Source organism: Streptomyces sp. NPDC055140, from assembly GCF_053607285.1.
Genome location: NZ_JBSGTG010000048.1, coordinates 1 through 25768, shown reverse-complemented (window position 1 = coordinate 25768; position 25768 = coordinate 1). Strand labels below are relative to the sequence as shown.

General features: G+C 71.4%; 25 protein-coding genes and 3 pseudogenes. 16 read left to right on the top strand and 12 right to left on the bottom strand.

The features are described 5' to 3' along the window. Nucleotides 1-107 precede the first annotated feature (107 nt). The 3 genes from ACWFR4_RS44275 to ACWFR4_RS44265 all read right to left on the bottom strand — a co-directional run bounded on the left by ACWFR4_RS44275 (nucleotide 108) and on the right by ACWFR4_RS44265 (nucleotide 3019). Nucleotides 108-998, bottom strand: coding sequence for a hypothetical protein (locus ACWFR4_RS44275; protein ID WP_453657165.1), 891 nt, complete (start codon nucleotides 996-998; stop codon nucleotides 108-110). A 103-nt stretch (nucleotides 999-1101) separates the two neighbouring features. Then, nucleotides 1102-2037, bottom strand: coding sequence for an aminoglycoside phosphotransferase family protein (locus ACWFR4_RS44270; RefSeq protein ID WP_453657163.1), 936 nt, complete (start codon nucleotides 2035-2037; stop codon nucleotides 1102-1104). Next, the gene (locus ACWFR4_RS44265) at nucleotides 2030-3019 is read right to left on the bottom strand and encodes a helix-turn-helix domain-containing protein (protein WP_453463102.1); all 990 of its coding nucleotides are present in this window, start codon (nucleotides 3017-3019) and stop codon (nucleotides 2030-2032) included. Before ACWFR4_RS44265 ends, ACWFR4_RS44270 begins: the two co-directional genes overlap by 8 nt. Before the next feature lie 58 nt (nucleotides 3020-3077). Here ACWFR4_RS44265 and ACWFR4_RS44260 point away from each other — a divergent pair, with 58 nt between their 5' ends. Then, nucleotides 3078-4322, top strand: coding sequence for an MFS transporter (locus ACWFR4_RS44260; protein ID WP_453657161.1), 1245 nt, complete (start codon nucleotides 3078-3080; stop codon nucleotides 4320-4322). 83 nt (nucleotides 4323-4405) lie between these two features. On the opposite strand, the gene ACWFR4_RS44255 is transcribed toward ACWFR4_RS44260, so the two are convergent. Next, nucleotides 4406-5629: a PP2C family protein-serine/threonine phosphatase gene (locus ACWFR4_RS44255; RefSeq protein ID WP_453657159.1), complete on the bottom strand. Its 1224-nt coding sequence runs from the start codon at nucleotides 5627-5629 to the stop codon at nucleotides 4406-4408. Between the two features lie 412 nt (nucleotides 5630-6041). On the opposite strand from ACWFR4_RS44255, the gene ACWFR4_RS44250 reads away from it, so the two are divergent. After that, nucleotides 6042-7379, top strand: a complete 1338-nt coding sequence (locus ACWFR4_RS44250) for an MFS transporter (RefSeq protein WP_453463134.1) — start codon at nucleotides 6042-6044, stop codon at nucleotides 7377-7379. Nucleotides 7380-7406: 27 nt separating this feature from the next. Further along, nucleotides 7407-7895 (top strand): MaoC family dehydratase, encoded by a 489-nt coding sequence (locus ACWFR4_RS44245; protein ID WP_453657158.1) that lies wholly within the window; start codon nucleotides 7407-7409, stop codon nucleotides 7893-7895. Nucleotides 7896-8200: 305 nt separating this feature from the next. Here the strand turns inward: ACWFR4_RS44245 and ACWFR4_RS44240 are convergent, their stop codons facing one another. After that, on the bottom strand, nucleotides 8201-9058 hold the full coding sequence (locus tag ACWFR4_RS44240; protein WP_453463113.1) for a VOC family protein: 858 nt from the start codon (nucleotides 9056-9058) through the stop codon (nucleotides 8201-8203). 303 nt (nucleotides 9059-9361) lie between these two features. On the opposite strand from ACWFR4_RS44240, the gene ACWFR4_RS44235 reads away from it, so the two are divergent. The 4 genes from ACWFR4_RS44235 to ACWFR4_RS44220 all read left to right on the top strand — a co-directional run bounded on the left by ACWFR4_RS44235 (nucleotide 9362) and on the right by ACWFR4_RS44220 (nucleotide 12891). Then, entirely contained in the window at nucleotides 9362-10204 is an 843-nt protein-coding gene (locus ACWFR4_RS44235) for a SigB/SigF/SigG family RNA polymerase sigma factor (RefSeq protein ID WP_453463116.1), read from the top strand. Nucleotides 10205-10517: 313 nt separating this feature from the next. Continuing rightward, nucleotides 10518-12038: an FAD-dependent oxidoreductase gene (locus ACWFR4_RS44230; protein ID WP_453657186.1), complete on the top strand. Its 1521-nt coding sequence runs from the start codon at nucleotides 10518-10520 to the stop codon at nucleotides 12036-12038. Between the two features lie 97 nt (nucleotides 12039-12135). Next, nucleotides 12136-12531, top strand: a complete 396-nt coding sequence (locus ACWFR4_RS44225) for a hypothetical protein (RefSeq protein WP_453657156.1) — start codon at nucleotides 12136-12138, stop codon at nucleotides 12529-12531. Nucleotides 12532-12567: 36 nt separating this feature from the next. Further along, on the top strand, nucleotides 12568-12891 hold the full coding sequence (locus ACWFR4_RS44220; RefSeq protein ID WP_453657154.1) for a plasmid stabilization protein: 324 nt from the start codon (nucleotides 12568-12570) through the stop codon (nucleotides 12889-12891). Between the two features lie 18 nt (nucleotides 12892-12909). Here the strand turns inward: ACWFR4_RS44220 and ACWFR4_RS44215 are convergent, their stop codons facing one another. Further along, complete coding sequence (locus ACWFR4_RS44215; RefSeq protein WP_453657152.1) at nucleotides 12910-13317, bottom strand: hypothetical protein; 408 nt, start codon at nucleotides 13315-13317, stop codon at nucleotides 12910-12912. Nucleotides 13318-13411: 94 nt separating this feature from the next. Between ACWFR4_RS44215 and ACWFR4_RS44210 the strand changes: the two genes are divergently transcribed. Continuing rightward, entirely contained in the window at nucleotides 13412-13609 is a 198-nt protein-coding gene (locus ACWFR4_RS44210) for a hypothetical protein (protein WP_453463126.1), read from the top strand. A gap of 48 nt (nucleotides 13610-13657) precedes the next feature. Here ACWFR4_RS44210 and ACWFR4_RS44205 read toward each other — a convergent pair whose 3' ends face one another. After that, nucleotides 13658-14320, bottom strand: a complete 663-nt coding sequence (locus ACWFR4_RS44205; RefSeq protein WP_453463128.1) for a TetR family transcriptional regulator C-terminal domain-containing protein — start codon at nucleotides 14318-14320, stop codon at nucleotides 13658-13660. Nucleotides 14321-14390: 70 nt separating this feature from the next. Between ACWFR4_RS44205 and ACWFR4_RS44200 the strand changes: the two genes are divergently transcribed. Continuing rightward, nucleotides 14391-15851, top strand: a complete 1461-nt coding sequence (locus ACWFR4_RS44200) for a purine-cytosine permease family protein (protein ID WP_453657150.1) — start codon at nucleotides 14391-14393, stop codon at nucleotides 15849-15851. Between the two features lie 49 nt (nucleotides 15852-15900). Here ACWFR4_RS44200 and ACWFR4_RS44195 read toward each other — a convergent pair. Beyond that, a pseudogene (locus ACWFR4_RS44195) lies at nucleotides 15901-16335 on the bottom strand (ferredoxin-NADP reductase); the annotation flags it as partial. Nucleotides 16336-16376: 41 nt separating this feature from the next. Here ACWFR4_RS44195 and ACWFR4_RS44190 point away from each other — a divergent pair. Then, nucleotides 16377-16460 (top strand): annotated as a pseudogene (locus tag ACWFR4_RS44190) (cyanase); the annotation flags it as partial. A gap of 39 nt (nucleotides 16461-16499) precedes the next feature. Then, nucleotides 16500-16997: a nucleoside deaminase gene (locus ACWFR4_RS44185; RefSeq protein WP_453469975.1), complete on the top strand. Its 498-nt coding sequence runs from the start codon at nucleotides 16500-16502 to the stop codon at nucleotides 16995-16997. Nucleotides 16998-17014: 17 nt separating this feature from the next. Here the strand turns inward: ACWFR4_RS44185 and ACWFR4_RS44180 are convergent, their stop codons facing one another. Next, on the bottom strand, nucleotides 17015-19096 hold the full coding sequence (locus ACWFR4_RS44180; protein ID WP_453657148.1) for an ATP-binding protein: 2082 nt from the start codon (nucleotides 19094-19096) through the stop codon (nucleotides 17015-17017). 343 nt (nucleotides 19097-19439) lie between these two features. Here ACWFR4_RS44180 and ACWFR4_RS44175 point away from each other — a divergent pair, with 343 nt between their 5' ends. From ACWFR4_RS44175 to ACWFR4_RS44160, 4 genes and pseudogenes are all read left to right on the top strand, one after another. Continuing rightward, nucleotides 19440-19790, top strand: coding sequence for a VOC family protein (locus tag ACWFR4_RS44175; RefSeq protein ID WP_453468812.1), 351 nt, complete (start codon nucleotides 19440-19442; stop codon nucleotides 19788-19790). Between the two features lie 133 nt (nucleotides 19791-19923). Further along, nucleotides 19924-22314, top strand: coding sequence for an ATP-binding cassette domain-containing protein (locus ACWFR4_RS44170; protein ID WP_453468811.1), 2391 nt, complete (start codon nucleotides 19924-19926; stop codon nucleotides 22312-22314). Between the two features lie 265 nt (nucleotides 22315-22579). Beyond that, nucleotides 22580-23181 (top strand): annotated as a pseudogene (locus tag ACWFR4_RS44165) (FAD-dependent monooxygenase); the annotation flags it as partial. Between the two features lie 74 nt (nucleotides 23182-23255). After that, the gene (locus ACWFR4_RS44160) at nucleotides 23256-23447 is read left to right on the top strand and encodes a CsbD family protein (protein WP_453657146.1); all 192 of its coding nucleotides are present in this window, start codon (nucleotides 23256-23258) and stop codon (nucleotides 23445-23447) included. A 54-nt stretch (nucleotides 23448-23501) separates the two neighbouring features. Here ACWFR4_RS44160 and ACWFR4_RS44155 read toward each other — a convergent pair whose 3' ends face one another. Together ACWFR4_RS44155 and ACWFR4_RS44150 are read right to left on the bottom strand one after the other, a co-directional pair. Beyond that, nucleotides 23502-24158: a formylglycine-generating enzyme family protein gene (locus tag ACWFR4_RS44155; protein WP_453469591.1), complete on the bottom strand. Its 657-nt coding sequence runs from the start codon at nucleotides 24156-24158 to the stop codon at nucleotides 23502-23504. Nucleotides 24159-24226: 68 nt separating this feature from the next. Further along, a complete protein-coding gene (locus ACWFR4_RS44150; RefSeq protein WP_453657144.1) occupies nucleotides 24227-25192 on the bottom strand; it encodes an aldo/keto reductase in 966 nt (321 codons plus the stop codon). Between the two features lie 205 nt (nucleotides 25193-25397). Here ACWFR4_RS44150 and ACWFR4_RS44145 point away from each other — a divergent pair, with 205 nt between their 5' ends. Next, nucleotides 25398-25598 (top strand): hypothetical protein, encoded by a 201-nt coding sequence (locus ACWFR4_RS44145; RefSeq protein WP_326714630.1) that lies wholly within the window; start codon nucleotides 25398-25400, stop codon nucleotides 25596-25598. 69 nt (nucleotides 25599-25667) lie between these two features. Here the strand turns inward: ACWFR4_RS44145 and ACWFR4_RS44140 are convergent. Then, nucleotides 25668-25768: potassium-transporting ATPase subunit C (locus ACWFR4_RS44140; RefSeq protein WP_453657184.1), on the bottom strand; the 101-nt coding region annotated here is incomplete at its 5' end.

The window sequence follows — 25768 nt, the reverse complement described above, 5'->3', positions numbered from 1 at the left end:
TTCGCGAGCACGTATCCCCTGACGTGATCTCGGTCGCCAGCATCCAATAGAACAGGGGTACGGGTGGGTGGCGTGACCAGTTCGTGATACGAGGGTGAGCCTCGCGCTCAACGGCCGGAATCACCTCCGGAGAGCCGTTCAACGGCCCGGGACGTACTCGCCGACTTCCGCTGGGCGGCCTTCTGTTCGAGTGCGGCATCCCGGACCCGTACGGACGCCTCGTCCGCCGCCTCGGCAGCGGTGCGCCGCTCCTCCTCGGCCTCGCCCAGCCGAGCCGTCAGGAGTGCGACGCGTTCGTCCGCCGCGGACCGGCGGGCGGTGGCCTGCTCGTGCCCCTCCTCGGCCCGGCGCACGTCGTCGTCGCGGCGGCTCGCCTCGGCCGCGGCCTCGGTGGCCGCCTTCATCGCCTCTTTGAGGCGGGCGCGGCGCTTCTCCTCGGCGGCGTCGGGGGCCTTTTGCCTTGCGGGTGCCGGGGTGGGCTTTTCGGGCTTTGTGTCCTTCTTCGACACCTGCGCCAAAGGCGCCGTACCGGGGAAGTCCGTGGACACGGCGGGGACCTTCGTGAGCCTGCCCGTGGCCCACTGCTCGGCGACCTCCGGGTCGGCCAGCGCCGCGTGGAGGATCTGTTCGACCTCGTGCAGAACGCTCGGGCTCACCGCCTGGCCGGCCTGCCGGGCGAGGCCGCCCGCCTGTCGCGCGAGGCCCGCGATCACTACGTGCTGCTGGTGGCTGAGGGTCCGGAACTGCTCCGGGTCGAGCGTACGGTGCGCTGCCCGCAGCGCCTCCGCGAGCTCGAGGAGCTGCCCCGCCTCCTCCTTCTCCCGCGCCAGCAGGTTCGACACCCAGGCGGCGAGAGTCGGCTTGTGGAAGGCGGCGATCCGGCGCGCGGTGGCCGCGTCACCGGCGCGTTTCGCCTCGGCGACCCGCGCGTTGCGCGCGGCCGTGAACTGTACGGGCGGCAGGCGGTAGAGATCCTCGGCAACATCATCTGCATCCACATGTCCACTCTGCCGTGCGGGTGGCGCAGGCGGTCGAGACGCGCCGGTCGCCGTGGTTCACCCGCTACGGCGCTGTCGCGCCGAGCGCCGGCGAACATGTCGTTCAGCGCGAGGCCAGTACGCGGTCGAGGGTCAGCCGACCGGCCCGCCCCCACGTGGGCTTGCCGCCGGGCAGACCCCGTTCCCCTGCTTGGCCGATCGCGACCAGGGACAGAGCCGACAGCACGGCCCACCCGCGTGCGCGTCGGATCATGGCCTCGTCGGCACCCCCGCCGGCACCGCCGTAGGTGTCCAGGAACACGGGGATCGCGGGGGCGGGCAGGAGGTGCCATCCCGCCGCGAGATCCGTCGCCGGATCGCCTGCGCAGAGTTCGCCGAAATCGACGACGCCGGAGAGTGCGCCGCCCGAGACGACGACGTTCGCGGGGTGCAGGTCTCCGTGGAGCCACATCGGCGGACCTTCCCACGCGGGAGCCGCGACAGCCTCGTCCAACACCTGCCGGACACCTTCGGGTACGTGGGAGGCGACGGCTCGGAGCGCCTCCTCGAAGTGGTGTGCCAGCGCGGCGAGGGGAACTCCGCGCCCGGGGTTGGCGGGTGCGTCCGCCGGCGCCTCCTGGTGGAGCGCCGTCAGGAAGCCTGCCAACGTCTCGGCAGACCTCCCACCCTCACTGATCGGCGAACGGTCCGCCGGATCGCCGGGGACCCATTCCGCGACGGTCCAAGGGTGCGGGAAGAGGCCGGACGGTTCGGCGAACCTGAGAGGTGTGGGGACCGGGAGGGGAAGCCGCGGGGTCAGGAGCGGCAGCCAGCGGTGCTCCTTGCGCAGCAGGTCCGGGGCGCGTGGCGTACGTGGCAGACGTACCGCCAACTCGGCGCCCAGCCGCCACAGTTGGTTGTCCCAGCCCCTCACCGGCTGATGGAGTTCCAGCCCTGCCAGGTCCGGACACTGCTCCTCGAGAAGCGAACGCACCACCGCTTCGCCGATGCCTTCGTCGATTCGCTCGTCGAATGACTCGTCGATCCCATGGTCAGTCATCCGGAGAGTCTGCACGACCGGCGAGGCGATCGCCCGCCTCCGTGCGCCGGTAGACCACGCGTCGCCCCACTCGCGTACCGACGACCATGTCCGCATCGCGCAGGACGGCCAGGTGGCCGCCGACGGTGCCGAGCGACTGGGCCAGGTGCGCCGCGAGTTCGCTGCTGGTCGCCGGACGTTCGAGTTCGTGGAGGAGGGCGGCGCGGCCGCTGCCGATCAGCCGGTCGAGAGCCTGCGGCACTCGGGCCCGCCCGGTCTGCTCGGCCGTGCCGCGGGCCGGGTACACCAGGGCGTACCGGTCGGGAGGCGCCTCGGCCAGCCAGGTGCCGCTCGTCACGCAGACCGGGACGAACAGCATTCCGCCCTCGCCGACGATGCAGTCGGGACCCGGCTGGTCACTGAAGCGGATCGCGTCGGCGCCGACCCACGCACTGCGCCGGTTCATGTGCTGGAGGGCTCTGGGCCAGCCGAACGCGGCGAGCAGGCCCGCCCGGTACGTGACGTCCCGCTCCAACAGTGCGCGGCGGCGCGGCCAGTCCGGCGACACATGCGTCGTCCACACCTGCCGGAAGAGTTCGGCGGTCCGGGCTCCCCATCCGTGCCCGGTCAGCCACTCGAGGTCGTGCCGCTTCCAGCTGCGGGCCACCGCCGCGTCGAGGTCCGCGCGTATGTCGTCGTCACGGGCCGCGGCGACGACCTTCAGTTCGTCGTCGAGCGTGGTGCGCATTCCGCCGGACGGCGGGCGGCTCACGTACCCGGGGAGGTACTTGGTCGAGCAGATCAGCTCGACGAGGCCTCTGGCGAACGGATCCGCGTCGAGCGCGGCGTGGAAGGCGTCGTGGTGGCGGGTGTACCAGGGGGTGAGCCACGGGTCGGAGCAGGGCTTCGTCAGGACGCTCATCGACCCCAGCGTCTCGGCGCTCGGCGACAGCGCGAACCGGGACTGTGACAGGGCCATCGAGCTCAACCGCAGCAGCACCATCTTTCGCCTCCTGCCGAAACGTTAGCGTGCGCGCCGACGGCTCCCCACACTCGGGCCGGTGCGTTCCTCCCTCCTCCAACAGGCCGCGTTCCGTTCGTTCTTCGCCGGACGTCTGGTGTCCCTGCTCGGCAGCTCGATGGCTCCGGTGGCGCTCGCCTTCGCCGTCCTCGACGCCTCGGGCAGCGGTCACGACCTCGGCGTCGTGCTCGCCGCCCACATGCTGCCGCTGCTCGCGTTCCTGCTCGTGGGCGGCGCCGTCGCCGACCGGTTCCCGCGCCGGACCGTCCTGGTGAGCGCCCATCTGGGGGCGGCGTTGACGCAGGGCGCCGTCGCCGCGCTCCTGCTGACCGGGCACTACTCGCTGCCGCTGGTGGCCGCCCTCGAGTTCCTCAACGGCGCGCTCGCCGCCTTCACGACCCCGGCGCTGCGCGGCGTCGTCCCTCAGCTCGTCACCAAATCCCTTCTGCGACAGGCGAATTCACTCCTCGGCTCGGCCCGCAACACCGCGAAGATCCTCGGCCCGAGCCTGTCGGGCGTGCTGGTGGTGACGGTCGGGAGCGGGCCCGCCATCGCGTTCGACGCGCTCACGTATCTCGTCGCGGCCGGATTCCTCGCACGGCTCCCCCTCGCCGACGCCTCGGAGGCGTCACCGCGAAACACCGTGCCGGCCGACATCCGCGACGGCTGGATCGCGTTCCGTGCGATCCGGTGGGTGTGGGTCGGCACGCTGTCCTTCTGCCTGCTGAACCTCGTCCAGACCGGTACGTGGCAGATCCTCGGTCCCCAGCTCACCCGGCAGCTCAGCGGCGAGACGACCTGGGGGTTCGTCCTCAGCGTGCGCGGCGTCGGCATGCTGGCGTCGAGTCTGCTGATGTACCGGCTGGTGGTGCGGCATCTGCTGCGGTTCGGGCAGCTGGCCGGGGTGCTGGGCGCGCTGCCCCTGATCGCGCTGGGGGCACAGGCGCACGCCCCGTGGCTGATCGCGGCGGCGTTCGTCGCGGGGCTCGGTTCCTCCGTCACCGCGGTCGCGTGGGACACCTCGCTCCAGGAGCACGTCCCCGCACATGTGCTGTCGCGCGTCTCGTCCTACGACGACCTGCTGTCGTATGTCGCGGTTCCGGTCGGGCAGCTCTGCGTGGGCCCGCTGGCCGAGGCGTTCGGCGCGTTCCGGGTGACCGCGGTCGCCGGCGCCGTCTCCGCCGCGGCCACGCTGATACCCCTGGCCTCCAGAGCCGTACGCCGACTGCCCCACGCACAGCCCGACACCTCCGCACCCGCCACGGACTCCTGCTCGGCTGCCTGATGGCCCGCCGGATCACCGGCGGTCTGGGTCCAGGTCCAGGGCGAAAGTCCGATACCTGCTGGTCGTGGCCTTCCCGGGACCGTTCAGACCCCTTGTTCGTGAGCCCTCGACGGCGGCGCTCCGTCGGGGTGCGCGTCGGCCTGGTCCGTCATGGGGTGGCCGTCGAGCAGCGGGCGGAGCAGGTGGTGGGTGGGGACGCGTTCGATGACGAGGAGCGCGATGTCGTCGTTGAGCTGCCCGCCGGTGTGGGCGAGCAGATCACGGTGAATGTGGTGCAGCAGGGAGTCAGGGCCGCCGCCGGGAAGAGACGGGAAGGACGCGATCCGCTCGGCGAGCGGATAGAAGGCGCCGGTGGGCGAGCGGGCCTCGATGACTCCGTCGGTGTACAGGACGAGGAAGTCACCGGCCGTGAAGGTGAAGCGGTCGGCACGGAGCGGGGGGACGGGCAGGTCACCCATGCCCAGGGGTGGCGCGGAGTCACGTGGCACCAGCGCCGTGACCTGGCGTTCGCGCACCAGCAGTGGCGGTGGATGGCCGGCGGTGACCATCTGCGCGTGCGGGCCGTCGTCCGGGATGTCGAGCACGAGGGCGGTGACGAAGTGCTCTCCGGCGTCGTGTTCGGTGTCGGCGACCTCCTCGAGGTTCCGGGCGACGCTGTCGTCCATGGCCGCCATCAGATCGGGCAGCAGAGCGTGGCGGTGAGCTCCCTCGCGGAACGCCCCGAGCACGACCGACGCCTCACCGATCGAGGCGAGACCCTTCCCGCGTACGTCGCCGATGACCACGCGGGTGCTGGGGTCAGCGGCGCGGGCGACGGCGAACAGGTCGCCCCCGATCTTGGCCTCGTCCTCCGCAGCCAGGTACAGCCAGGCCACGCGCAGCGGACCGACCCTGCGCGGCGGAGGTCTCAGCAGCACCCGCTGCGCCGCCTCGGACACCGACCGCACCCGGTTCAGCTCCCGGATGCGCCGGTCCCGGGCGCGGGAGAAGAGCACGATCAGCGCGGAGAGGAAGGTGATGGCGATGATCTGCGAGATGTGGTTGGTCGTGGACAGACCGCCGTGCAGTGCCCCTATCAGGATCTGCGCGCCCACGGCCAGGAGTCCGATCAGGGCGGTCAGCCAGGGGCCGGCGATCGAGGCGGTCAGGGCCGGTGCGATGACGAGCAGCGGGCCGAGGTGGACATCTGTCGGTGAGTGGAGGTCCACCAGGGTGATCACCACGATCAGACCGAGTGGAACAGCCACCAGACCGCGCCCCGATGGCCGCTCCAGGAGGCGATTCATCGACCATCGCCGGTATCTCACATGGGAATTTTATACCCGCGTGACGTCGGCGCCCTGTCGCACGGACGGCTCACCGGCACCCACCACACCCCCTGCGACCTGCGCGAGTACCGCGTGCACCCGGCACACCACTCCCCCGGCGCGGGTGCGCCACCCAGGCGTTCCCCCACCCATCCAGAGGACGCGCGCCGCCTCCGACCACACAAAAGGGAAGCAAAACTGCTCAGCTCAAACTGGACAGGCACAACTGTCGAATCTACGGTGGAGGCATGAGCAAGCACGCCGAGACCCCGCTGCACACCCGCCAGGGGCTGACCCGCCCATGAGCAACCCCGACATACCCGCTCAGGTGGCCGGTGACCCGGCGGCAGAAGTCGACCCCGGCGAGCACGACACCCCGGCGCGTCAGTTCGACCGCAGGCTGATCCCGCCGATGATCATCGGCTCGGTCCTGAACCCGATCAACTCCACGATCATCGCCGTGGCCCTCGTCCCCATCGGCGTGGCGTTCGGCGCGCCTCCCTCGCAGACCGCGTGGCTCGTCTCGGCGCTCTATCTGGCCACCGCTCTCGGGCAGCCCGTCGTCGGACGGCTCATCGACCTCTTCGGACCGCGTCGCCTCTTCCTGGTCAGCACGTCCCTGGTCGGCATCGCGGGCCTCGCCGGCACCATGGCCCCCAACCTGGGCTCCCTGATCGCCGCACGCGTGCTGCTCGGCTTCGGCACCTGCGCCGGTTACCCCGCCTCGATGTCCCTGCTGCGCAGCGAGGCGGAACGGACCGGTCGCGACAGTCCCGGCGCCATCCTCACCACCCTCGCGGTGTCCGGCCAGACGATCGCCGTCATCGGGCCCTCCCTCGGCGGGCTCCTCATCGATGTGGGCGGCTGGCGCGCCACGTCCGCCCTCAACATCCCCCTCGCGGCGGCCGCCCTGATCCTCGGCGCACGCCGGCTGCCGGTGCAGGCCCGCCCGCGCCGCACCGGCGGCAGGAGCATCGCGTCCGAACTCGACCTCCCCGGAATGGCGCTGTTCGCCGCGCTGCTGTTCTCGCTCCTGCTGTTCCTGATGAACCTGCACGCCGACACGTGGTACCTGCTCGCCGTCGCCGCCGTGGCGGCCTCGGCATTCGCGGTGCGTGAACTGCGCGCCCCCGTACCGTTCATCGACCTCAGGGTGCTCGCCGGCAACACCCCGCTGCTCGCCACCTACGCCCGGGCCCTGGTCGCCTACGTGGTCTCGTACGCCTTCCTCTACGGCTTCACGCAGTGGGCCGAGGAGGGCCGTGGGCTCTCGCCCTCCCAGGCCGGCCTCGTACAACTGCCGATCTTCCTCACCGGTATCGCCGTCTCCACCCTCACCGGCCGCCACCAGGCCATCCGCGGCAAGCTCCTCGTCGGGGCGTTCTGCCAACTCGCCGCCTGCACCCTGCTGTTGCGGCTCGGCGGCACGAGCCCGATCTGGCTGCTCCTCGCCGTCGCCCTGATCTTCGGCGTGCCCCAGGGACTCAACAGCCTCGCCCTGCAGAACTCGGTGTACTACCAGGCCGATCCGGAGCGCATCGGCACCTCGTCCGGGCTGCTCCGCACGTTCATCTACCTCGGCTCGATGGTCGCCTCCGCCGCCTCCGCGACCGCGTTCGGGCAGCACGCCGACACCGGCGGGATGCACCAGCTCGCGTGGTTCATGCTCGGCGCCGGCGCGCTCTTCCTGCTCCTGACGGTGTTCGACCGGGGGCTGCGCCGCGTCGCCGCGTCGGGCTCCCCCGCCTGACCCGGGAGGTCGGCTACCGTGCCTTCGATGACCACTACATCGATCGGCACGGACTTCAACACCCCTATCGACGAACGCTACTTCGAGGACTACGTTCCCGGGTGCAGCTATGTATTCGGGAGCCTCACGGTGACCGAGGAGGAGATCCTCCGGTTCGCGGGCGAGTTCGATCCGCAGGACATCCACACGGATCCCGCGGCCGCGGAGCAGGGTCCCTTCAAGGGGCTGATCGCGAGCGGCTGGCACACCGCCTCCCTGATGATGCGCATGTACGCCGACCACTACGTGAGCAAGGTCGCGAGCCTCGCCTCGCCCGGCGTCGACGAGCTGCGCTGGACCCGCCCCGTGCGGCCCGGTGACAGCCTGTCGATCCGTACGACGGTGGTCTCCGCACGTCCCTCGCAGTCCAAGCCCGACCGCGGGATCGTGCACACCGACATCGAGGTGTTCAACCAGCGCGGCGAAACCGTGCTCACGCTGTCCGCGATGAACTTCCTGCGACGCCGGACGCAGTGACGGCGGGCCCCGGACCCGACATGGCTGCCGAGGCCCGGGCGGGCAGCACCCTTCTCGCATGCGGGAAAAGCCGGTGCACACACCAGCGGCCTCTCCGGGGTGCATACATGCCGCCTGCTCCCACCCGGGTCCGCCCGTCTCAGCTCGCCGCCCGCGCCGCCACGGTCACGGCCTCACCCGTACGGGAGATCCTCGCCCTCACTGCACGGCCCGAAGTCATTGCTTCGTCAGCAAGACGCCCGACGTGATCCGGGAGGACCTCGGACGGCTGGGGGCGGCGCTGCGGGGGTGACGCGGACCGTCGGTCACGGACGGTCCGCGGGCCCCTCCCGCGTCGGCTCCGCGCCACTGTCCGGGCGCGGTCGGGGTGCGAAGACCGTGAACCGGGCGCCCTCGGGGTCGAGCAGGGTCACGGAGTCGCCCGTCGTGTCCGCGTCCCGGCCCGTGACCGCTCCCCCGTGCTCCACGGCGGCCCGTGCACACGCCATGGCATCTCGGACGGTGAAGCGAACCTGCCAGTGCGGCCGCACCTGCGGGTCGGGGGCCGATCCCAGCGTCCCGCCGCCGAGTGTGGCCACCGGCTGTCCCGAACAGACGAGGACGATCTCCTCGTCCTCGTACCGCACGTCGCAGCAGCCCGGGCTCGTCCACCCGAGGACTTCCCCGTAGAAGATCGCGGCGTCGAACGCGTCGCGTGTGACGAGGCGCAGCCACAGGGGCGCCTCCCGGCGCCACGCGCCGAAGTTGCGGACGAGCGCGCCGGCCCAGATCCCGAAGACGGCGCCGGCGCGGTCGGACACGAGGGCCGCCCGCCCGGTGGGGAACCCGATCGGTCCGACCCCGACCGTGCCTCCGCGCTCCTGTACGCGGCCGACCGTCTCGTCCGCATCGGCCACCGCGAAATAGGGTGTCCACGCGACGGAAACCTGCAGAGCCGGAGCAACCGCTCCGATCCCCGCCACGGCCCGCCCCTGCGCGAGCGCCACCACGAACCGCTCACCCAGCGTGCCCGCACGGAACGTCCAGCCCAGGACAGCGCCGTAGAACGACTCCGCGGCCGACAGGTCACGCGCCGCGAGGCTCACCCAGCAGGGAGAGCCGAGGATCGCATGGTGCGACGTGGCCTCGTCCGATCCGGTCCTGGAGATCAGTTTGCTGCTCATGAAAGGCCGCCCCCTTTCGCCCACGGGGGCTCGGTCAAGGACTGGCGGCGACCGGGTACCCGTAACACCGCGTCCGACACACCACGTCCTGGAGGAAACACCGTCCGCCGAGCTCCGATGACGTGCCGTGACGCGGCGCCCGCCGAGTCGCATCCGGGCACGTGCGGCCGGAGAATCGTAGTGCAGTCGCATGTCGATGCTTCGGACCGGAGGCACTTACCTGCGAGCGGCGTACCGCTCCTGATGGATGCCGGCGCCCGTTCCCGCGGCCCGCGCCGGCACACCGTTGAGGAGCGAATCCCGATGCTCACTAACGTCACTGCGGTCGCCACCCACCGCCGTCGGACCTCGCGCCACGCCCACGACGACTCCCCCGACACGACGGCGGCCTTCGCGCGCGTGGCCGGTCTCGCCGAGGGACCCGAGCGGGATCTCCTGTGCGAGGAGCTCGTCGAGGCATGGCTGCCCATGGCGCACCGCATCGCCCGCCGGTACCGCAACAAGGGCGAGAGCACGGAGGACCTGGAGCAGGTCGCGGCCATGGGACTGGTCAAGGCGATCAACCACTACCAGCCCGAGCGCGGCCCCTTCCAGTGCTACGCCGTGCCCACCATCACCGGCGAACTGCGCCGGCACTTCCGCGACCGGATGTGGGACGTGCACGTGCCCCGCCGCGTGCAGGACCTGCGCAACAAGGTCCGCGCGGCCCGCCGCGACCTCACCGAACGCCCCGGCAGCCCCGAGCCCGGCATCGGCGCCATCGCCGCGTACGCGGGGCTGACCGAGGCGGAGGTCCGTGACGGGCTCAAGGCGATCGAGAGCTACAGCGCGCTGTCCCTCGACGCGGAGCTCTCCCCGTCCGGTCACGACGGACAGAGCCTCGCCGACGCGCTCGGCGCACCCGACACCGCGTACGACCTCATCACCGACCGCGAAGCCGCCAAGACGGGTCTGCGCCATCTTCCGGAGCGCGAGCGCGCCATCCTCTACCTGCGTTTCTTCGAGGGCATGACGCAGGCCCGCATCGCCGAGGAGTTCGGCATCTCGCAGATGCACGTCTCCCGCCTCATCCATCTCAGCTGTGCACGGGTACGCGCCGAGGCGGGGCGGGAGTACGGGGCGGCCGACGGCCTGCCGGCCGCCTGACACCTGGCGCTTTACCCGGCCGGGGGGAGGACACTGGGATCAGGGGTTGTACTCCGCCCCCTGCCCCCGGCTCCCGGTGGGAGCAAGGGTGGCGGCCGGCGGGGAGCGGCCGCCGCCGGGATGACTTGGGTGACGGTCGTGGGGCGCGAGGACGCAGCGTTTCCCCTCCGCGATGTCCTCGCGTCCGCCTCCCCTGCACTCGACGAGCGCCTCACCGGCATCGCGGTCACCATGTTTGAGGGGGTCGCGGGGGAAGGAGGCCTTGACCGTGGCGCCGAGACCGGAACTGCCCGGACGGGGCGAGTCGTACTGGATGCACACCAGCGGCACGACCGCCTACCCGCCGCTCACCGAGGACGTCGAGGTCGACGTCGTGGTGGTCGGTGGCGGAATCGCCGGGCTCAGCACGGCCTGGGAACTGACGCGCGCCGGCCGGACCGTCGCGGTACTCGAGGCCGACCGCATCGCCGCCGGAGTCACCGGCTACACCACGGCCAAGGTGTCCGCGCTGCACACCCTCGTGTACGACCGCCTGCGCCGCACGCACGGCGAGGAGGCCGCCCGGCTGTACGCGACGTCGCAGCAGGGTGCGGTGGAGCGCGTGGCCGAGATCTGCGCCGGGGTCGCGATCGACTGCGACCTGGAGCGCGCCCCGGCCTTTACCTACTCGGTCCGCCAGGAAGGCACGGACATACTGCGCGCCGAGGCCGAGGCCGCCCGCGAGGCCGGGCTCCCCGCGCGGTACACCGAGGACACGGGCCTGCCCTTCGCCGTCGCGGGGGCGGTGCGGGTGGACGACCAGGCGCAGTTCCACCCCCGCAGGTATCTGCTGGCCCTTGCCGAGGATCTGGTCGCGCAGGGCGGCGTGATCTTCGAGCGGTCCCGCGTGACCGAGATGCTCGGCGGCACCCCGTGCACGGTGACCACCGAGGCGCAGCACACGGTGACCGCGCACGCCGTCGTCGTCGCCACCCATTACCCGATCTTCGACCGGGCGTTCCTGTTCGCCCGCCTCCAGCCGCGCCGGGAACTCGTCGTGGCCGCCCCGCTCGCCTCCGACCCGGGCCCGCTCGGCATGTTCATCACCGAGGACGAGGGCAGGCGTTCGGTGCGCACCGCTCCGTACGGCGCCGACGGGCAGCGGCTGCTCATCGTGACCGGAGAGAGCTTCACACCGGGTACGGGCGACGCGGCGGCGTCCTTCGCACGGCTCGACTCGTGGATGCGCGAGCACTTCGCCGTCGAGGACACCGCGTACCACTGGGCAGCCCAGGACAACGACTCCGGCGACGGGATCCCGATGATCGGGCCCCTGCATCCCGGGGCCCGGCACGCGTATGTGGCGACGGGCTTCGGCGGGTGGGGCATGAGCAGCGGCGTCCTGGCCGGACAGCTGCTGAGCGGGCTGATCACCGGCGACGACGTGCCCTGGGCCGAGCTGTACGACCCCCGCCGCCTGTGGCACGCAATGCGGGAGGCGCCCGCTCTGCTGCGCCAACAGGCCGATGTCGCACGGCACTTCGTCCGCGACCGGCTGCACACCGCCCACGTCGACTCCGTCACCGAGATCCCGCCGGGATCCGGCGCGGTGGTGCGTGTGGACGGGCATCGGTGCGCCGTCCACCGCGCCGAGGACGGCACGGTCCGCGCCGTCTCGGCGCGCTGTACGCATCTGGGCTGCATCGTGGCGTTCAACGCGGCGGAGACGACGTGGGAGTGCCCCTGTCACGGTTCGCGCTTCGCCACGGACGGGTCGGTCCTTCAGGGACCGGCCATGTGGCCGCTGGCACCGGTGGAACTACCGGATACGCCGCCCCCACCGGATGACGGGTGAGGAGGCGCCACGACGAGTGGGCCATGACAGTGGCTACCGACTGCACCTCTTCCCGTAGAGACCGTTCCCATAGAGACCGAGAGACACGGAGAACGACGTGAACGGCACATCAGCTTCGACAGCCTTCCCCGCGGAGGCCCCCTCGTCCCGGGACCTGGTGGAGGTCGTGCTCGGCGACTGCTCCGCGCCGGACGCCGACGCGGTCTTCCACTTCCTGGGCAACCACTTCGACTCCGACCGCGGCGAGGCAGTCCCCCATGGCAACGAGGGGCCGCGCCCCGCCGCGTGGACAGGCAACTTCCTCGTGGAGCACTCCCCCGCCGAGGTCTCCGGCGCCGTGCTGGCCGGAACGGTCACGGCCGATCTCCAGGGCTGCCCCGTGGCGGTGGAACGCCTCTGCCGGACCCTGGACGCGGCCTTCGCCGTCGAGAAGGTCGGCAAGGTCGCCGGCGACCAGGAGGTCGAGGTCCAGCTCCATATCAACAACCCCTGACCACCCGCACCCCCGGTCACTCAGGAGGGAACCACCATGCCCCGAGGGTCGAACGCGAAGCGCGAGCGTCAGTACGAGCACATCAAGGAGAGCGCCGAGGAACGGGGAGAGAGCAGGAAGCGGGCCGAGGAGATCGCCGCCCGCACGGTCAACAAGGAACGCGCCCGCGCCGGTGAGTCCCGTACGGCCAGCGAGAGCTCGATACAGGACATGTCGTCCGGCCGGCGCGGCGGGCAACGCTCACACTCCGGCGCCGAGGGCCCCACGTACGACCAGCTCTACGCGGAGGCCCAGCGGCGCAACATCCACGGGCGGTCGTCCATGGACAAGGCGGAGCTCAGGAAGGCCCTCGGCGACTGAACCCCGCACGGCCCGGACTCACTCCGCGCAAGGGACGGCCGCCTCCGGGACGGGAGCCCGCTCGGCACAGCGCTGCGCGCGGCCCACGCGGCGGGCGATGACCACTCCGAGAAGCGCCGGCGCGCCGCAGGACGCCCAGACCGTGACGTACGCGCTCTCGGAGGCGACGCGGGCGCCGGTCGCGTCCGCGGGGAGGCGGTTCATGATCGCGGCGAAGGCCGCGCCCACCACCCAACCGGCCAGGGTCTTGCGGGCGTTGTACATGCCGGTGCCGATCCCGGTCTGGTCAGCGGGCAGGTGCCGGACGAGCAGCGTGGGCAGGGTGGCGATGGCGTTGCCGATGCCCGCACCGCCGGTCCCCCCGAAGACCGCCGGCGGCCAGGGCGCGCTGTGGGCGAAGACCACGCCGAGGTAGCCGAGTGTCACCAGGGTGAAGCCGCCTATGAGGGGAGGGTGTGCTGCGGGCCGAAGCGGCGGACGCCGCGGTCGTCGCGCAGGTAAGGGCGACATCACGCACGCGATGCCCGCCATCCACCCGGCGATCGGGGTGCTGGGCGCCCAGCGCATGCCGCACACCCGCCGGTTCGCCGAGGAGGTCTTTGGCGCGGACGGGGACGAGGCGGTACTGGACGGCGCACCGGCGATGGCCCGGTCGGGCCTCGACCTGGCCGCGGACCCTCAGTGGCGCACGCGCTGCGTGGCTTCCCGCCACGGCTGATCCGCCCGGCGCGACGGTCAGGTCATGGCATGGGGTGCCCAGGTTCGACTAGGGCCTTTCGTTTGGATCATGCTGGGCCGCGATCAGTTCGGCGAGCGTCCCGGCAGGTACGTCCAGTTCGCGTTCCGCGGTGGTGATGGCCATGGCCGTCACCGCCGGGGGGCGGTTGGTGCGCTCCGTGTTGGCGTGGGCGCCGAGGCCGTCCAGGACCACGAGGATCTGGATCGCGGCCACCTCGGGGTTCTCGGTGCGAAGGGCTCCGGCCGCTACGCCGTCACGGATGAGCCGCGTCAGGCGTTCGCGCCACTGGGCCTCCTGGTGACCTACCCGGTCGCGCAGCCTGTCGCGGTAGCGGCTCAGATGCCTGGCGTTGAGCCACAGGCGGCTCATGCCGTCGAAGCGGTCCCCCGTGGTCAGGCGGAAGAAGCGGGCCAGGTCCTCCAGCGTCTCGCCCTCGGGCCGATCCACGGGAATCAGTTCGTCCAGCTCCGCCGTCGCCGCCACGCCGAAGGCCTCGGCGACGAGGTCCTCCGCGACCGGGAAGTAGTGGCTGATCAGGCCGGGGCGCACCGCGAGCTCGTCGGCGACCCGGCGCATCGTGATGCATTCGAGGCCCTCCGCGAGGGCGATCGCCGCCGCCGCGGCCACGATCTCGGCGCGGCGGGCCTCCGGATTCTTCCGCACCCGTTTCGGCCGGGTGCTTGACGGCACCCCCTGCTCACTATTGGATTCGTGACCAATAGACAAGTCGGCTCCCGTGCTCGCCTGTTCGGAGGACTGCATGGCTCCCACGATCCCAGACCCCTCGGCACAAGCTGCCGCACCCCCTGCCGACCAGGCCGGGCGCGTGGAGGCGCACGGCATCGACTTCATCCCCGACGCCGAACGGCACGGCCGCGCCCGCGAGCTGTTCGCCGTGTGGGCGGCGCCCAGCGTCAGCTACCTCAGCCTCGTGGTCGGCGGCGCCCTCATCCTGATGGGCCTCGGTCTCTGGCAGGCGCTGGGCGTGATCGCGGCCGGCAACCTGTGCTGGGTGCTGGTCGGGCTTGTCGCCGTGAGCGGTCCCGCGGCCGGCACCCCGAGCCAGGTGATCACGCGTGCGATGTTCGGCATCCGGGGCAACCGGGCGAACATCGCCCTGACCGGCTGGTTCGTGTCCGTCTGCTACCTGGCCCTCAGCTGGGCCGCGGCCTCGCTCTCCGCATTCAGCCTCGTCGACAAGGCCGGCATCGCGCTCACGACGGGCGTCAAGGTCGTCGTCATCGTGGTGCTCGCCGCGGCGACGCTCGCCATCAGCGTCTACGGCCACGCGACCATCGTGAGGCTCTATCTTCCGTTCACCCTGGCCCTGACCGCGGTCTTCGTCGTCCTGGCCGGCTACGTGCTCGGCCACGTCGACTGGGGTTACGCGCCCCGACACCCGCTCCATGGCACGGAGTTGTGGGCCGTGGTGATAGGCGGCATCACACTCGTCGCCTCCGCGCCCCTCTCGTACAGCAACAGCGCCGACTTCGCCCGCTACCTGCCCCGTACCACCTCGCCGTGGGCGATCGCCGGCTGGACCACCCTCGGCGCCTACGTGCCCAGCGTCCTGTTCACCTCACTCGGCGCCCTCGCGGGAACCGCGCTCGACATGTCCGACCCGCAGACCGCTCTCGAGGCCATCCTGCCGAGCTGGTTCAAGCCGGCCTTCCTCCTGGCCGTCATCCTCGGCGCGATCTGCAACAACGCCATGACCGCCTACAGTTCCGGCCTCGCCCTCCAGTCGATAGGGGTCCGGATCCGCAGGTCCCGCAGCGTCGCCCTCGACGGAGCCCTCGGTGTGGCACTGACGCTGTACGCGCTGCTCGTCTCCAACTTCCTCGACACCGTGAGCAACATGCTCGAACTCATGGTGGCGCTGATGGGCCCTAGCATCGCGATCTACGCCACCGACATCCTGTGGCGCCGCAACCGCTACGACGGCAGGGAACTGACCGACGAGTCCCGGGGCAGCGCGTTCTGGTACACGGGCGGCGTCAACTGGGCCGGCGTGACCGCCTTGGTGGTCGCCACCGCCATCGCGTCCCAGTGCGTCAACACACAGATGTACACCGGCCCCATCGCCCGGGCGGCGGGCGGCACGGACCTCTCCCTGCCGACCGGGATCCTGGTCTCCGCGGCCGTGTACGTCGCCATGATGCGCGTGCGCCGGCCCGCCGAGGCCCCGACGCGGGTGACCCGACACCTCACCTCCGGGTGACGCCGGGGCCCGGCGCAGCCAACTGCCGAGCCGGGCCCATCTGTTCACCTCATCGGAGTACGCGCCTACGCCGCGCGCTCGCCACCAGTTCATCGACCGTGGCCAGCTTGACCCGTGGCCGGCCGGCCTCGCGCCCCCGCCCGGCCTCGGCCCGTCCGATCGCCGCCAGGCCCTTCGCGTCGAGGACGCGCCGGTTGCGGCGCCTGGCCAGCCGGTGGAAGGCCTTGGTCGCGTGCGGTGGCGTCGGCAGCGCGCCGGAGACGGCGTCGGCCAGCAGCGTGGCGACCGTCTCGGCCGCGCAGGTGCGGTTGGCGCCGATGCCACCGCTCGGGCCTCGCTTGATCCAGCCCACGACATACGTTCCGGGCATTCCGGTGACGCGCCCGCCGTCGTGCGGAACGGTGCCGGTGACCTCGTCGAAGGGGAGGCCGGAGAGCGGTACCCCGCGGTAGCCGATCGCACGCAGCACCATGCCCGCCGCGATCACCGGCTCCCTGAACGCCCGGGCATCCTCGCCAGAGTCGGGTGAAGAAGGTCGCCGACCCCGAGGGCGGCGACCGCGCAGTCATCACGCTCGACGGCAAGTACCTGTCGACAAAGCCTTTCTGATCCGTCGTCACACCATTTCCCGGAGGACCCCGCGCCCCCATGGACTTCGCCCAGCGCACCATCGACCTGGCCCGCCAGAACGTCGAAGAGGGCGGACGCCCCTTCGCCACCGTCATCGTCAAGGACAGCGAGATCCTCGCCGAGAGCCCCAACAGGGTGGCCCAGACCTCCGACCCCACCGCGCACGCGGAGATCCTCGCCATCCGCGACGCCTGCCGCAAACTCGACACCGAGCACCTGGTCGGCGCCACGATCCACGTACTCGCCCACCCCTGCCCTATGTGCCTGGGTTCGCTGTACTGCTGCTCCCCCGACGAGGTCGTCTTCCTCACCACCCGCGACACGTACGAGCCGCACTACGTCGACGACCGCAAATACCTCGAACTCGACTCCCTCTACGGCGAGTTCGCCCAGGACTACACCGAGCGGCGCCTGCCCATGCGCCACGAGCCTCGCGACAACGCCGTCGAGGTGTACCGGCTGTGGCGGGAACTCAACGGCGGCAGCCGCCGGGTGCCCGGGGCGCCGACGGCCTGAGGCGGTCGCGCGCCGGCTCAGCCCAGAATGCCGCTGCCGACCTGCGCAGGGATCGCCACCCCCGTAAGCCCCCGTGGCACAGTCGCCGTCGGCAGGCCACTACGGCTCCCCCGGTCGATGTCGGTGATCAGATCCCGCAGCGCGGCGCAGCCGTGCGGTGCCGGCAGCCGGCCGTCCAGGGCGGCGAGCGCACGGTGCGCACGCAGACGGGCCCTGCCGGTGCGCCCGTCGCTGCGGTCGACGAACGCCTGGGCGTACCGGGCGACGAGACAGGCCCAGGCGTCACCGCGGATGCCGGGCTGGCTCAGGGCGCGGCGGGCGCTCCGCCGCGCCGCCCTCGGCGACTGCTGCGCCTGCGTCACGGCGAGAGCGGCCAGGCTCACCGCGGGCGGCAGACCGCCGGGCACGTGCGGCGGGATCGTGCTCGCCGCTTCCTGGAACTGCTCGGTGGCCCGTTCGAGGTCGCCCTCGCGGAGCGCCAGCATGCCCTGGACGTGTGCGATCCGCCCGATGGTCGCGTCATCCCCGGCCAGGACCGCGGCCGGCCACGCGTGCCGGAGCAGCTCACTCGCCCCGTACGCGTCGCCGTACACCGTGAGCCAGGCCGCGAGGCACAGACCGCGCGCGATCAGGAGGGTGTCCGAGCGGCACATCGGTAGCAGCCGCAGCAGATGACGGCGCCCTTCGTCGGCGGCGTCGTAGACCGCCCACCAGAACCACAGGTTCAGTACGGACTCCAGGGCCGCCGACGCGAGTTCGGGCTGGCGGGGCGCGTACTCCAGCATCGCCCTGAGCCCTTCGGCCTCGTCCAGGACGAGTCGTACGGCCTGCGGCTGACTGCCGAGGCTCCACAGGTTCTCGGCGAGGGCGGCCACCCGGTGGAAGTGGATCGCGCGGCGTTCGGCGGCGACCTCGAACTCCCTTGCCTCACGCAGCCGTTCACCGCCGAAGTCGTGGGCGGCGGGGGCCATGCGGTAGCGGGGTTCGCGGATGCCGCCGGGGTCGCGTACCGGAGTCAGGACGCCGACCGCGGCGAGGCGGGTCAGGCATGCCGGCACCCGGGTCGGGGCGAGGCCGCCGCCGGCGCAGACGAACGCCGCCGTCGACTCGTCGAAGTCTCCGGCCAGGATGCTGGCGCGGGCCCACACGATCCGCTCATCGCGGTCGCACAGCACGTAGGCCGCGGCGACGGCGTCCCGCAGCGAGCGGTGCCGGGGAGCCGCCATGTCCGGTGCGCTCAGCCAGCACTGGTGTTCCTTGAGCCGTTCCGCGACCTCCCCCACGCTGCTCCTGGCGGCCTGCTCCGCGGCCAGTTCGACCGCGAGCGGAAGCCCGCCCACGTACCGGCAGATGTCCGCCACCGAGCTCAGGTCCGAATCGTCGGCGTCGAAAGAGGCGCCCGCCCGCTCCAGGGACCGGTCCAGGAACCGGTCCAGGAACAGCTCCACGGCGGGCGCGGTCCCGTGCTCGTCCGCGGGCTCGGCGCTGAGCGGCGTCAGGCGCAGCACGGCCTCGCCGCCCAGGCCGAGGGGCCGGCGCGCGGTCACCAGGACGCGCAGCGACGGCACGAATTCCAGCAGCGTCTGCACCATCCCCACGCACTCGGCATGGACCGGATCGACGTCGTCGAGGAGGAGCAGCACGTCAGCGGCGCGCAACCGGTCGGCGAGGGCGCCGACACCGGCCGCTCCGCGCCGCCCGTGGATCCCGGCCGCCGCCTCCATGACGGCGGCGGTCAGCGAGGCGGGCGAGCCCGGCCCGGCGTCCTGCCCGCCCTCCGGCCAGCGGACGAGCACGATGAGCGGCCCGGCCCCCTGCGCGCCGAGGCCGGCGACCGCATCTGCTGCGAACCGGCCCTCGCCACCGCCGAGCACGCACTCCCCAGGGCCTTGCGCCACAACGCCCGCGACCGCCTCCGCTGCCAGCCGGCTCTTGCCCACGCCGACCTCGCCGGCCACCGTCACCAGTCGATGGTTCTCCAGGAGCGTGCGCAGGTCCTGCGACTCCCGCTCCCGGCCCACCAGCGGACCGGGCACCGGGCCGCGGTCCTCCGCCGACGGCGCGCTGTCGCGGCCCTTGCGTGTCCACACGTCCGCCATGCTCCGCACATTCCTGCCCCTCGTCCGTCGACCGCCGCCGCCGTCCGCAGCCCGCGCCCAGTCCGTGCAGAACCGTCACTGCACTTGCGCCACGGCAACCCCAACGCCTGAGCGGCCCCAGGGTGTCGTCGCCGGACGACGGTCCACCCTTCGCGCGGAACAGTCGAACGCGCGCCCGACTCCACGGAGAGGCGGAGGACCACCCGAAGTGAGCAGTTTTGGAGAAGCGCCGGTCATGGGCCGCGCCTAGCCTGAACTCCGTGGACAGCGCCCCTCACGGCAGCTCTCCCGCCGTCCTCGAACCGGACGACGGCGACCACACCCACGACCTTCAGGAGTGATCATGACCAGCTCTTCCACCCAGGGGATCAAGACCGTGCTGCACCCCGTCTCCGACCTGGAGAAGGCCAAGGCGGTGTACGTCGCCCTGCTCGGCGCGGAGCCGACGGCCGACGCGCCCTACTACGTCGGCTTCGACGTAGCGGGCCAGCACATCGGGCTGGTGCCCGGTGGCGGGGGCATGACCTCGCCGGTGACCTACTGGCACGTGCCGGACATCGAGGCGAAGCTCGCCGAGGTCACGGCCGCGGGTGCCGTGGTGAAGGAGGCCGCGCACGACGTCGGCGGCGGCCGCCTCGTCGCCACCTTCACCGACGCAGACGGCAACGTCCTCGGGCTGCTCCAGGACAGCTGACAGACGGCCCGGCCGACCGGGTCCCGGGCAGAAGACAAACAGCATCAGGCGGACGGCTCGAAGCTGGTTAGATCGAGCCGGGCGACGCCGACGGGGTCCGCGAGGGCGGCCCCGCGCAACAGATGGAGACACGATGAGCATGGCCAAGGGGACGCAGGCGCAGTCACCTGCGCTGCACGCTGCCGACAGCCACGATCTGATCCGCGTGCACGGTGCGCGCGTGAACAACCTCAAGGACGTCAGCGTCGAGCTCCCGAAGCGCCGGCTGACGGTGTTCACCGGTGTCTCCGGCTCGGGCAAGAGTTCGCTGGTCTTCGGCACGATCGCCGCGGAGTCGCAGCGGATGATCAACGAGACGTACAGCACGTTCGTCCAGGGCTTCATGCCGACGCTGGCCAGGCCCGAGGTCGACGTTCTCGACGGTCTGACGACCGCGATCATCGTCGGCCAGGAGCGGATGGGCGGCGACGCCCGCTCCACGGTCGGCACGGCCACCGACGCCAACGCGATGCTGCGCATCCTCTTCAGCCGGCTCGGTAAGCCGCACATCGGCTCGGCCAAGGCGTTCTCCTTCAACGTCGCCTCGATCAGCGGCGCGGGTGCGGTCACCGTCGAGCGCGGCGGCGAGAAGGTGAAGGAGCGGCGCAGCTTCAGCATCGTCGGCGGCATGTGTCCGCGCTGCGAGGGCCGGGGTTCGGTCACGGACTTCGACCTGACGGCGCTGTACGACGACAGCAAGTCGCTCAGCGAGGGCGCGCTCACCGTCCCCGGCTACAGCGTCGACGGCTGGTACGGCCGGATCTTCCGCGGCTGCGGCTTCTTCGACCCGGACAAGCCGATCCGCAAGTTCACCAAGAAGGAACTGCACGACCTGCTCCACAAGGCGCCGACCAAGATCAAGGTCGATGGCGTCAATCTGACGTACGAGGGTCTGATCCCGAAGATCCAGAAATCGATGCTGTCCAAGGACATCGACTCTCTTCAGCCGCACATCCGCGCCTTCGTGGAGCGGGCGATGACCTTCACGTCCTGCCCCGACTGCGGCGGCACGCGGCTGAGCGAGGCGGCCCGGTCGTCGAAGATCAAGAAGATCAGCATCGCCGACGCCTGCTCGATGCAGATCAGCGATCTCGCCGAGTGGGTGCGGGGACTGAAGGAGCCGTCGGTCGCGCCGCTGCTGAAGGCGCTCGGGGACACCCTCGACTCGTTCGTGGAGATCGGGCTCGGCTACCTCGGCCTCGACCGCCCGGCAGGCACGCTCTCGGGCGGTGAGGCGCAGCGCGTCAAGATGATCCGCCACCTCGGGTCGTCCCTGACCGATGTCACGTACGTCTTCGACGAGCCGACGATCGGGCTGCACCCGCACGACATCCAGCGGATGAACGACCTGCTGCTGCGGCTGCGGGACAAGGGCAACACGGTGCTGGTCGTCGAGCACAAGCCGGAGGCGATCGCGATCGCCGACCACGTCGTCGACCTCGGCCCGCGGGCCGGCACCGAGGGCGGCGAGGTCGTGTTCGAAGGCACGATCGAGGGGCTGCGGGCCAGTGACACGCTCACCGGGCAGCACCTGGACGACCGCGCGACGCTGAAGCCCACGGTGCGGACGCCGACGGGGAAGCTGGGGGTGCGCGGCGCGGGCACCAACAACCTCCAGGACGTCGACGTCGACATCCCGCTCGGCGTACTGACCGTCGTCACCGGCGTCGCGGGTTCGGGCAAGAGCTCACTGATCCACGGCTCGGTGTCCGGGCAGGAAGGCGTGGTCACCGTCGACCAGGCCGCGATCCGCGGCTCGCGGCGCAGCAACCCGGCGACGTACACCGGGCTGCTCGACCCGATCCGCAAGGCGTTCGCCAAGGCCAACGGTGTGAAGCCGGCGCTGTTCAGCGCGAACTCCGAGGGCGCCTGCCCCACCTGCAACGGCGCGGGCGTCATCTACACCGACCTGGCGATGATGGCCGGTGTGGCCTCCACCTGCGACGACTGCGAGGGGAAGCGGTTCCAGGCCTCTGTCCTCGACTACCACTTCGGCGGGCGCGACATCAGCGAGGTGCTCGCGATGTCGGTGGCCGAGGCCGAGCAGTTCTTCGGCGCCGGGGAGGCGCGCACGCCGGCCGCGCAGAAGATCCTTCAGCGGATGGCCGACGTCGGGCTCGGCTACCTCACGCTGGGGCAGCCGCTCACCACGCTGTCCGGCGGCGAGCGGCAGCGTCTCAAGCTGGCGACGCACATGGCCGAGAAGGGCGGGGTCTACGTCCTCGACGAACCGACGACCGGCCTCCACCTCGCCGACGTCGAGCAGCTGCTCGGCCTGCTCGACCGGCTCGTCGACTCCGGCAAGTCGGTCATCGTCATCGAGCACCACCAGGCGGTCATGGCCCACGCCGACTGGATCATCGACCTCGGTCCCGGCGCCGGTCACGACGGCGGACGGATCGTCTTCGAGGGCACACCCGCCGAACTCGTCGCGGACCGCTCCACCCTGACCGGTGAGCACCTCGCCGCCTACGTGGGCGGCTGACCGGAACGCGAGTGCGGACATCCTCCGGGCCGGACACGCGAGCAAGTCGTGGCATGCCACCTGCTCGTGACGAGGCGAGGCTCCCGGCGCACCATCCTGCGGATCGACGTTACTCGCAGCGACGGCTCCGCCGGGAGCCGAGCCTTCCTCTGTGTCCGACCCGGACCGCACCGCCTCGCTGAACCGCCCGCGACTGACTCACGGCGGGCACATACCGGCGATCCCCAGGCGTGCGGGCGCCACCGCAGAGCCGTCACGACGAGCCTTCGATCTCACCTGGGGACCGGGCGCCGCGTCCGGCCACATCGCGTTCGACGACGGCCGGGCGGAGTGGCATGCCGCCCTCAACTCGCCCGCAGGCGTGCGGTATCCGGATCCACTGGCCGAGATGCCGCGCCGGTTCGCCGGGTGGCACGACCCGATTCCCGCACAGCTCGACGCGACGCGGCCCGAGGCCGTACTGCACCACGACATCAACGAGTTGGTCGCCCCGTTGCCCACCTACGCGGTGGGCCGCGTCGCCCTCCTCGGCGACGCCGCCCACGCCATGACGCCGAACCTCGGCCAAGGTGCCTGCCAGGCACTGGAGGACGCCGCCGTGCTCGCCGCCGCCGTCGCCGGTGCACCCACCGTCGAAGCGTCGCTCGCCCGTTACTACACGGAGCGCCGGCCACGCAGCCAGTCCGTCGCCCGCGCAGCCCGGCAGGCGGGCCGATGGGCCGGCAGCTGACGCATCCCCTGGCCATCGCCCTGCGCAACACCGCATTTCGCCTGGCCCCCTCACGCGTGACCGTCCGCGCGATCCTGCGCCATGCGGACTGGACACCACCTGAGCTGCCGAGTTGCCGTGAGGCTCACGGAGCGTAGTCGTCCGCCGCGCGACTTCGCTTCCGCCGTTCTACGTTGGTCGAGCAAGACCCGTACAAGACAAAGGAGTCGTAATGGCTGACAAGGGCGGCATGGACAAGGTCAAGGGCAAGGCCAAGGAGATGACCGGCAAGGTCACGGGCGATCGCCGCAAGGAGGCCGAGGGCAAGGCCGACCAGGCGAAGGGCGAAGCCAAGAAGACCATGGGTGATACTCACGACCGCGCCCGCGGAGTCCAGGACTCGCTCAAGCGCCACGGCTCCTGACCCGAGCCTCGGAGAAGCCCCCGCGCCTGCTGCGCGGGGGCTTCTCCCCTGCCGTCACACGGCCTTGGCCAGCCGGAACCCGAGGTCGTCGATCGCGAACGTCGGGTGGCTGCGGCGTCGCACGGACGCCCCGCAGCCCCGCTCCGACTCGGCCCAGCCACCGCCCCGGAAGATGCGGTACGAGCCGTACACCTCCTCGTCGTACAAGTCCCAGCACCACTCCCAGACGTTGCCCAGCATGTCGTGCAACCCCCATGCGTTGGGGGCCTTTCCGCCGACGTCCCGGACTCCGCCCCCGGAGTTGCCCGCGTACCAGGCGATGTCCTCGATCGCCCCGTACCGGTAACCCTCCGTGCCCGCCTTGCAGGCGTACTGCCACTCGGCCTCCGTCGGCAGGCGGTAGCCGTCGGCATCCCAGTCGCATGCCACCTCGCCGCTTTCCGCGTCGCGCGCGTAGACCGGGATCAGACCCGAGCGCGCCGAGATGGCGTTGCAGATGTCGATCGCGTCGAGCCAACTGACGTTCGTCACCGGCGAGGCACCGCTCACGGCACCGCTCGCGGCGGGAGCGGGGTCGGCTCCGGTGACGGAGCGGAGGAGGTCCGCCGTGACGGGATGGCGGCCGAGCAGGAAGGGGGCGATGTCCGTCGTCCAGCGAGTGCCGCGCCGGTCGTCCCGTAGGTCGACGGTGCCACCGGGGACGCGCACCATCCCGTTGGCGATGGTGTCGACGGTGGCGTCGGTCGCAGGGTGCACGTCGTGAAGCCTCTCCTCAGGGATCATCCGTAGAAGTTGCGCTGCCAGCGGTGCCCCGCCAGCACGGCGAGTTGGTCGGCGGTCAGCGGGCGTCCGTCGCTCAAGGCCGTGTTCCGCTCGACGTTCCGCACGGTGCGCATGCCGGGGATGACGGTGGAGACGGCGGGCGAACTCAGCACGAAGCGCAGCGCGTGCTCGGCGATCTCGTCGGGCGCGATGCCTAGGTCGGCGACGATGGCGGCGACCTTCCGCTCGACCTGCGCCGGCCGGTCGTCGCGGAAGTAGCGGGCGCGGAAGTCGCCTTCGGGGAACGTCGTCCCGGCGGTGATCCGACCGGTGAGCCCGCCCTCGTCCAGCGCCACACGGACGATGACACCGACGCCGTGCTCCTCGCAGGCGGGCAGCAGCGCGTCGGCGGGTGCCTGGTCGAAGATGTTGTAGATGACCTGCACGGTGTCGACGGCGCCGCTGCGCACGAGGGCGAGTGCGTTGTCGGGCTGATGGTCGTTGACGGAGACGCCGAACAGGCGGATCTTCCCCTCCTTCTTCAGCTCCTCGACCGTCTGCAGCCAGTCGCCCCGGCCCAGCCACTCGTCGCTCCAGACGTGGAACTGCACCACGTCGAAGTGGTCGAGGCCACTGACCCGCAGACTGGTCTCCACGCTCTCGCGTATGTGGGCGCCGGGGAACGCCTCGGTGGGGTCGACGCCGTCGGGTGCGGGCCAGATCCTGTTCTTCGGCGGGACCTTGGTCGCCACCAGCACCTCGTCGCTGGCCCGTTCGCGCACGACCCGGCCGACGATCCGCTCGCTCTCGCCGTAGCCGCGGGCGGTGTCGATGAAGTTCACCCCGAGGTCGACGGCACGGTGCAGGGCGCGTACGGACTCGTCCTCGGTGGCGCCCACCCACCCGGACGCGCCGATGCCCCAGGCGCCGTAGCCGATCTCGGACACGGACATTCCGCTGCGGCCCAGCTCGCGGTAGCGCACTCTCAACCTCCACGTCGTGTTTCCTCGCCCGGGCCGCATCGAAGCCGGCGCCCGGAAGCGTCCCCACGATCCATACCCTCTTCAGGCGGCGCGCGTCCCCCGATCTGGACACTTTGCCTACGCCGGAAACGTCACCGGTAGACTCGTTGGCTGATTCCTCCGGTGCCGGGGGCGTCGCCAGCCAAGGAAAGAGGGAAGTCTCGACGTGTGGGCCGCACAGCACGAAGCTCCGATCTACAGTCGGCTCATCCAGGAACGAGGCGACATCCCCGCCCAGGTCCGTGCCGTAGCCGAACAGACCCTGCGCGATCTGGAACGGGTGATGCCGGCGCCGCTGCCGCGCGCCATGCCGACGCAGCAGACGCACTCGCCCGCGCTCAACAGCGGCGGGCAGGGCTCGCTCTAGCGCCTACGGAAGCCGGCGGCACCAGGAATGTTTCCCGGTGCCGCCGGCTTCCGTATGTTCGGTTCTCGATCAGCCCTTCGCGGCCAATTCCTTGAGGGCGATGTTGAGTTCGAGGACGTTGACGCGGGGCTCGCCCATGAAGCCGAGTGTTCGGCCGTCGGTGTGCTCGT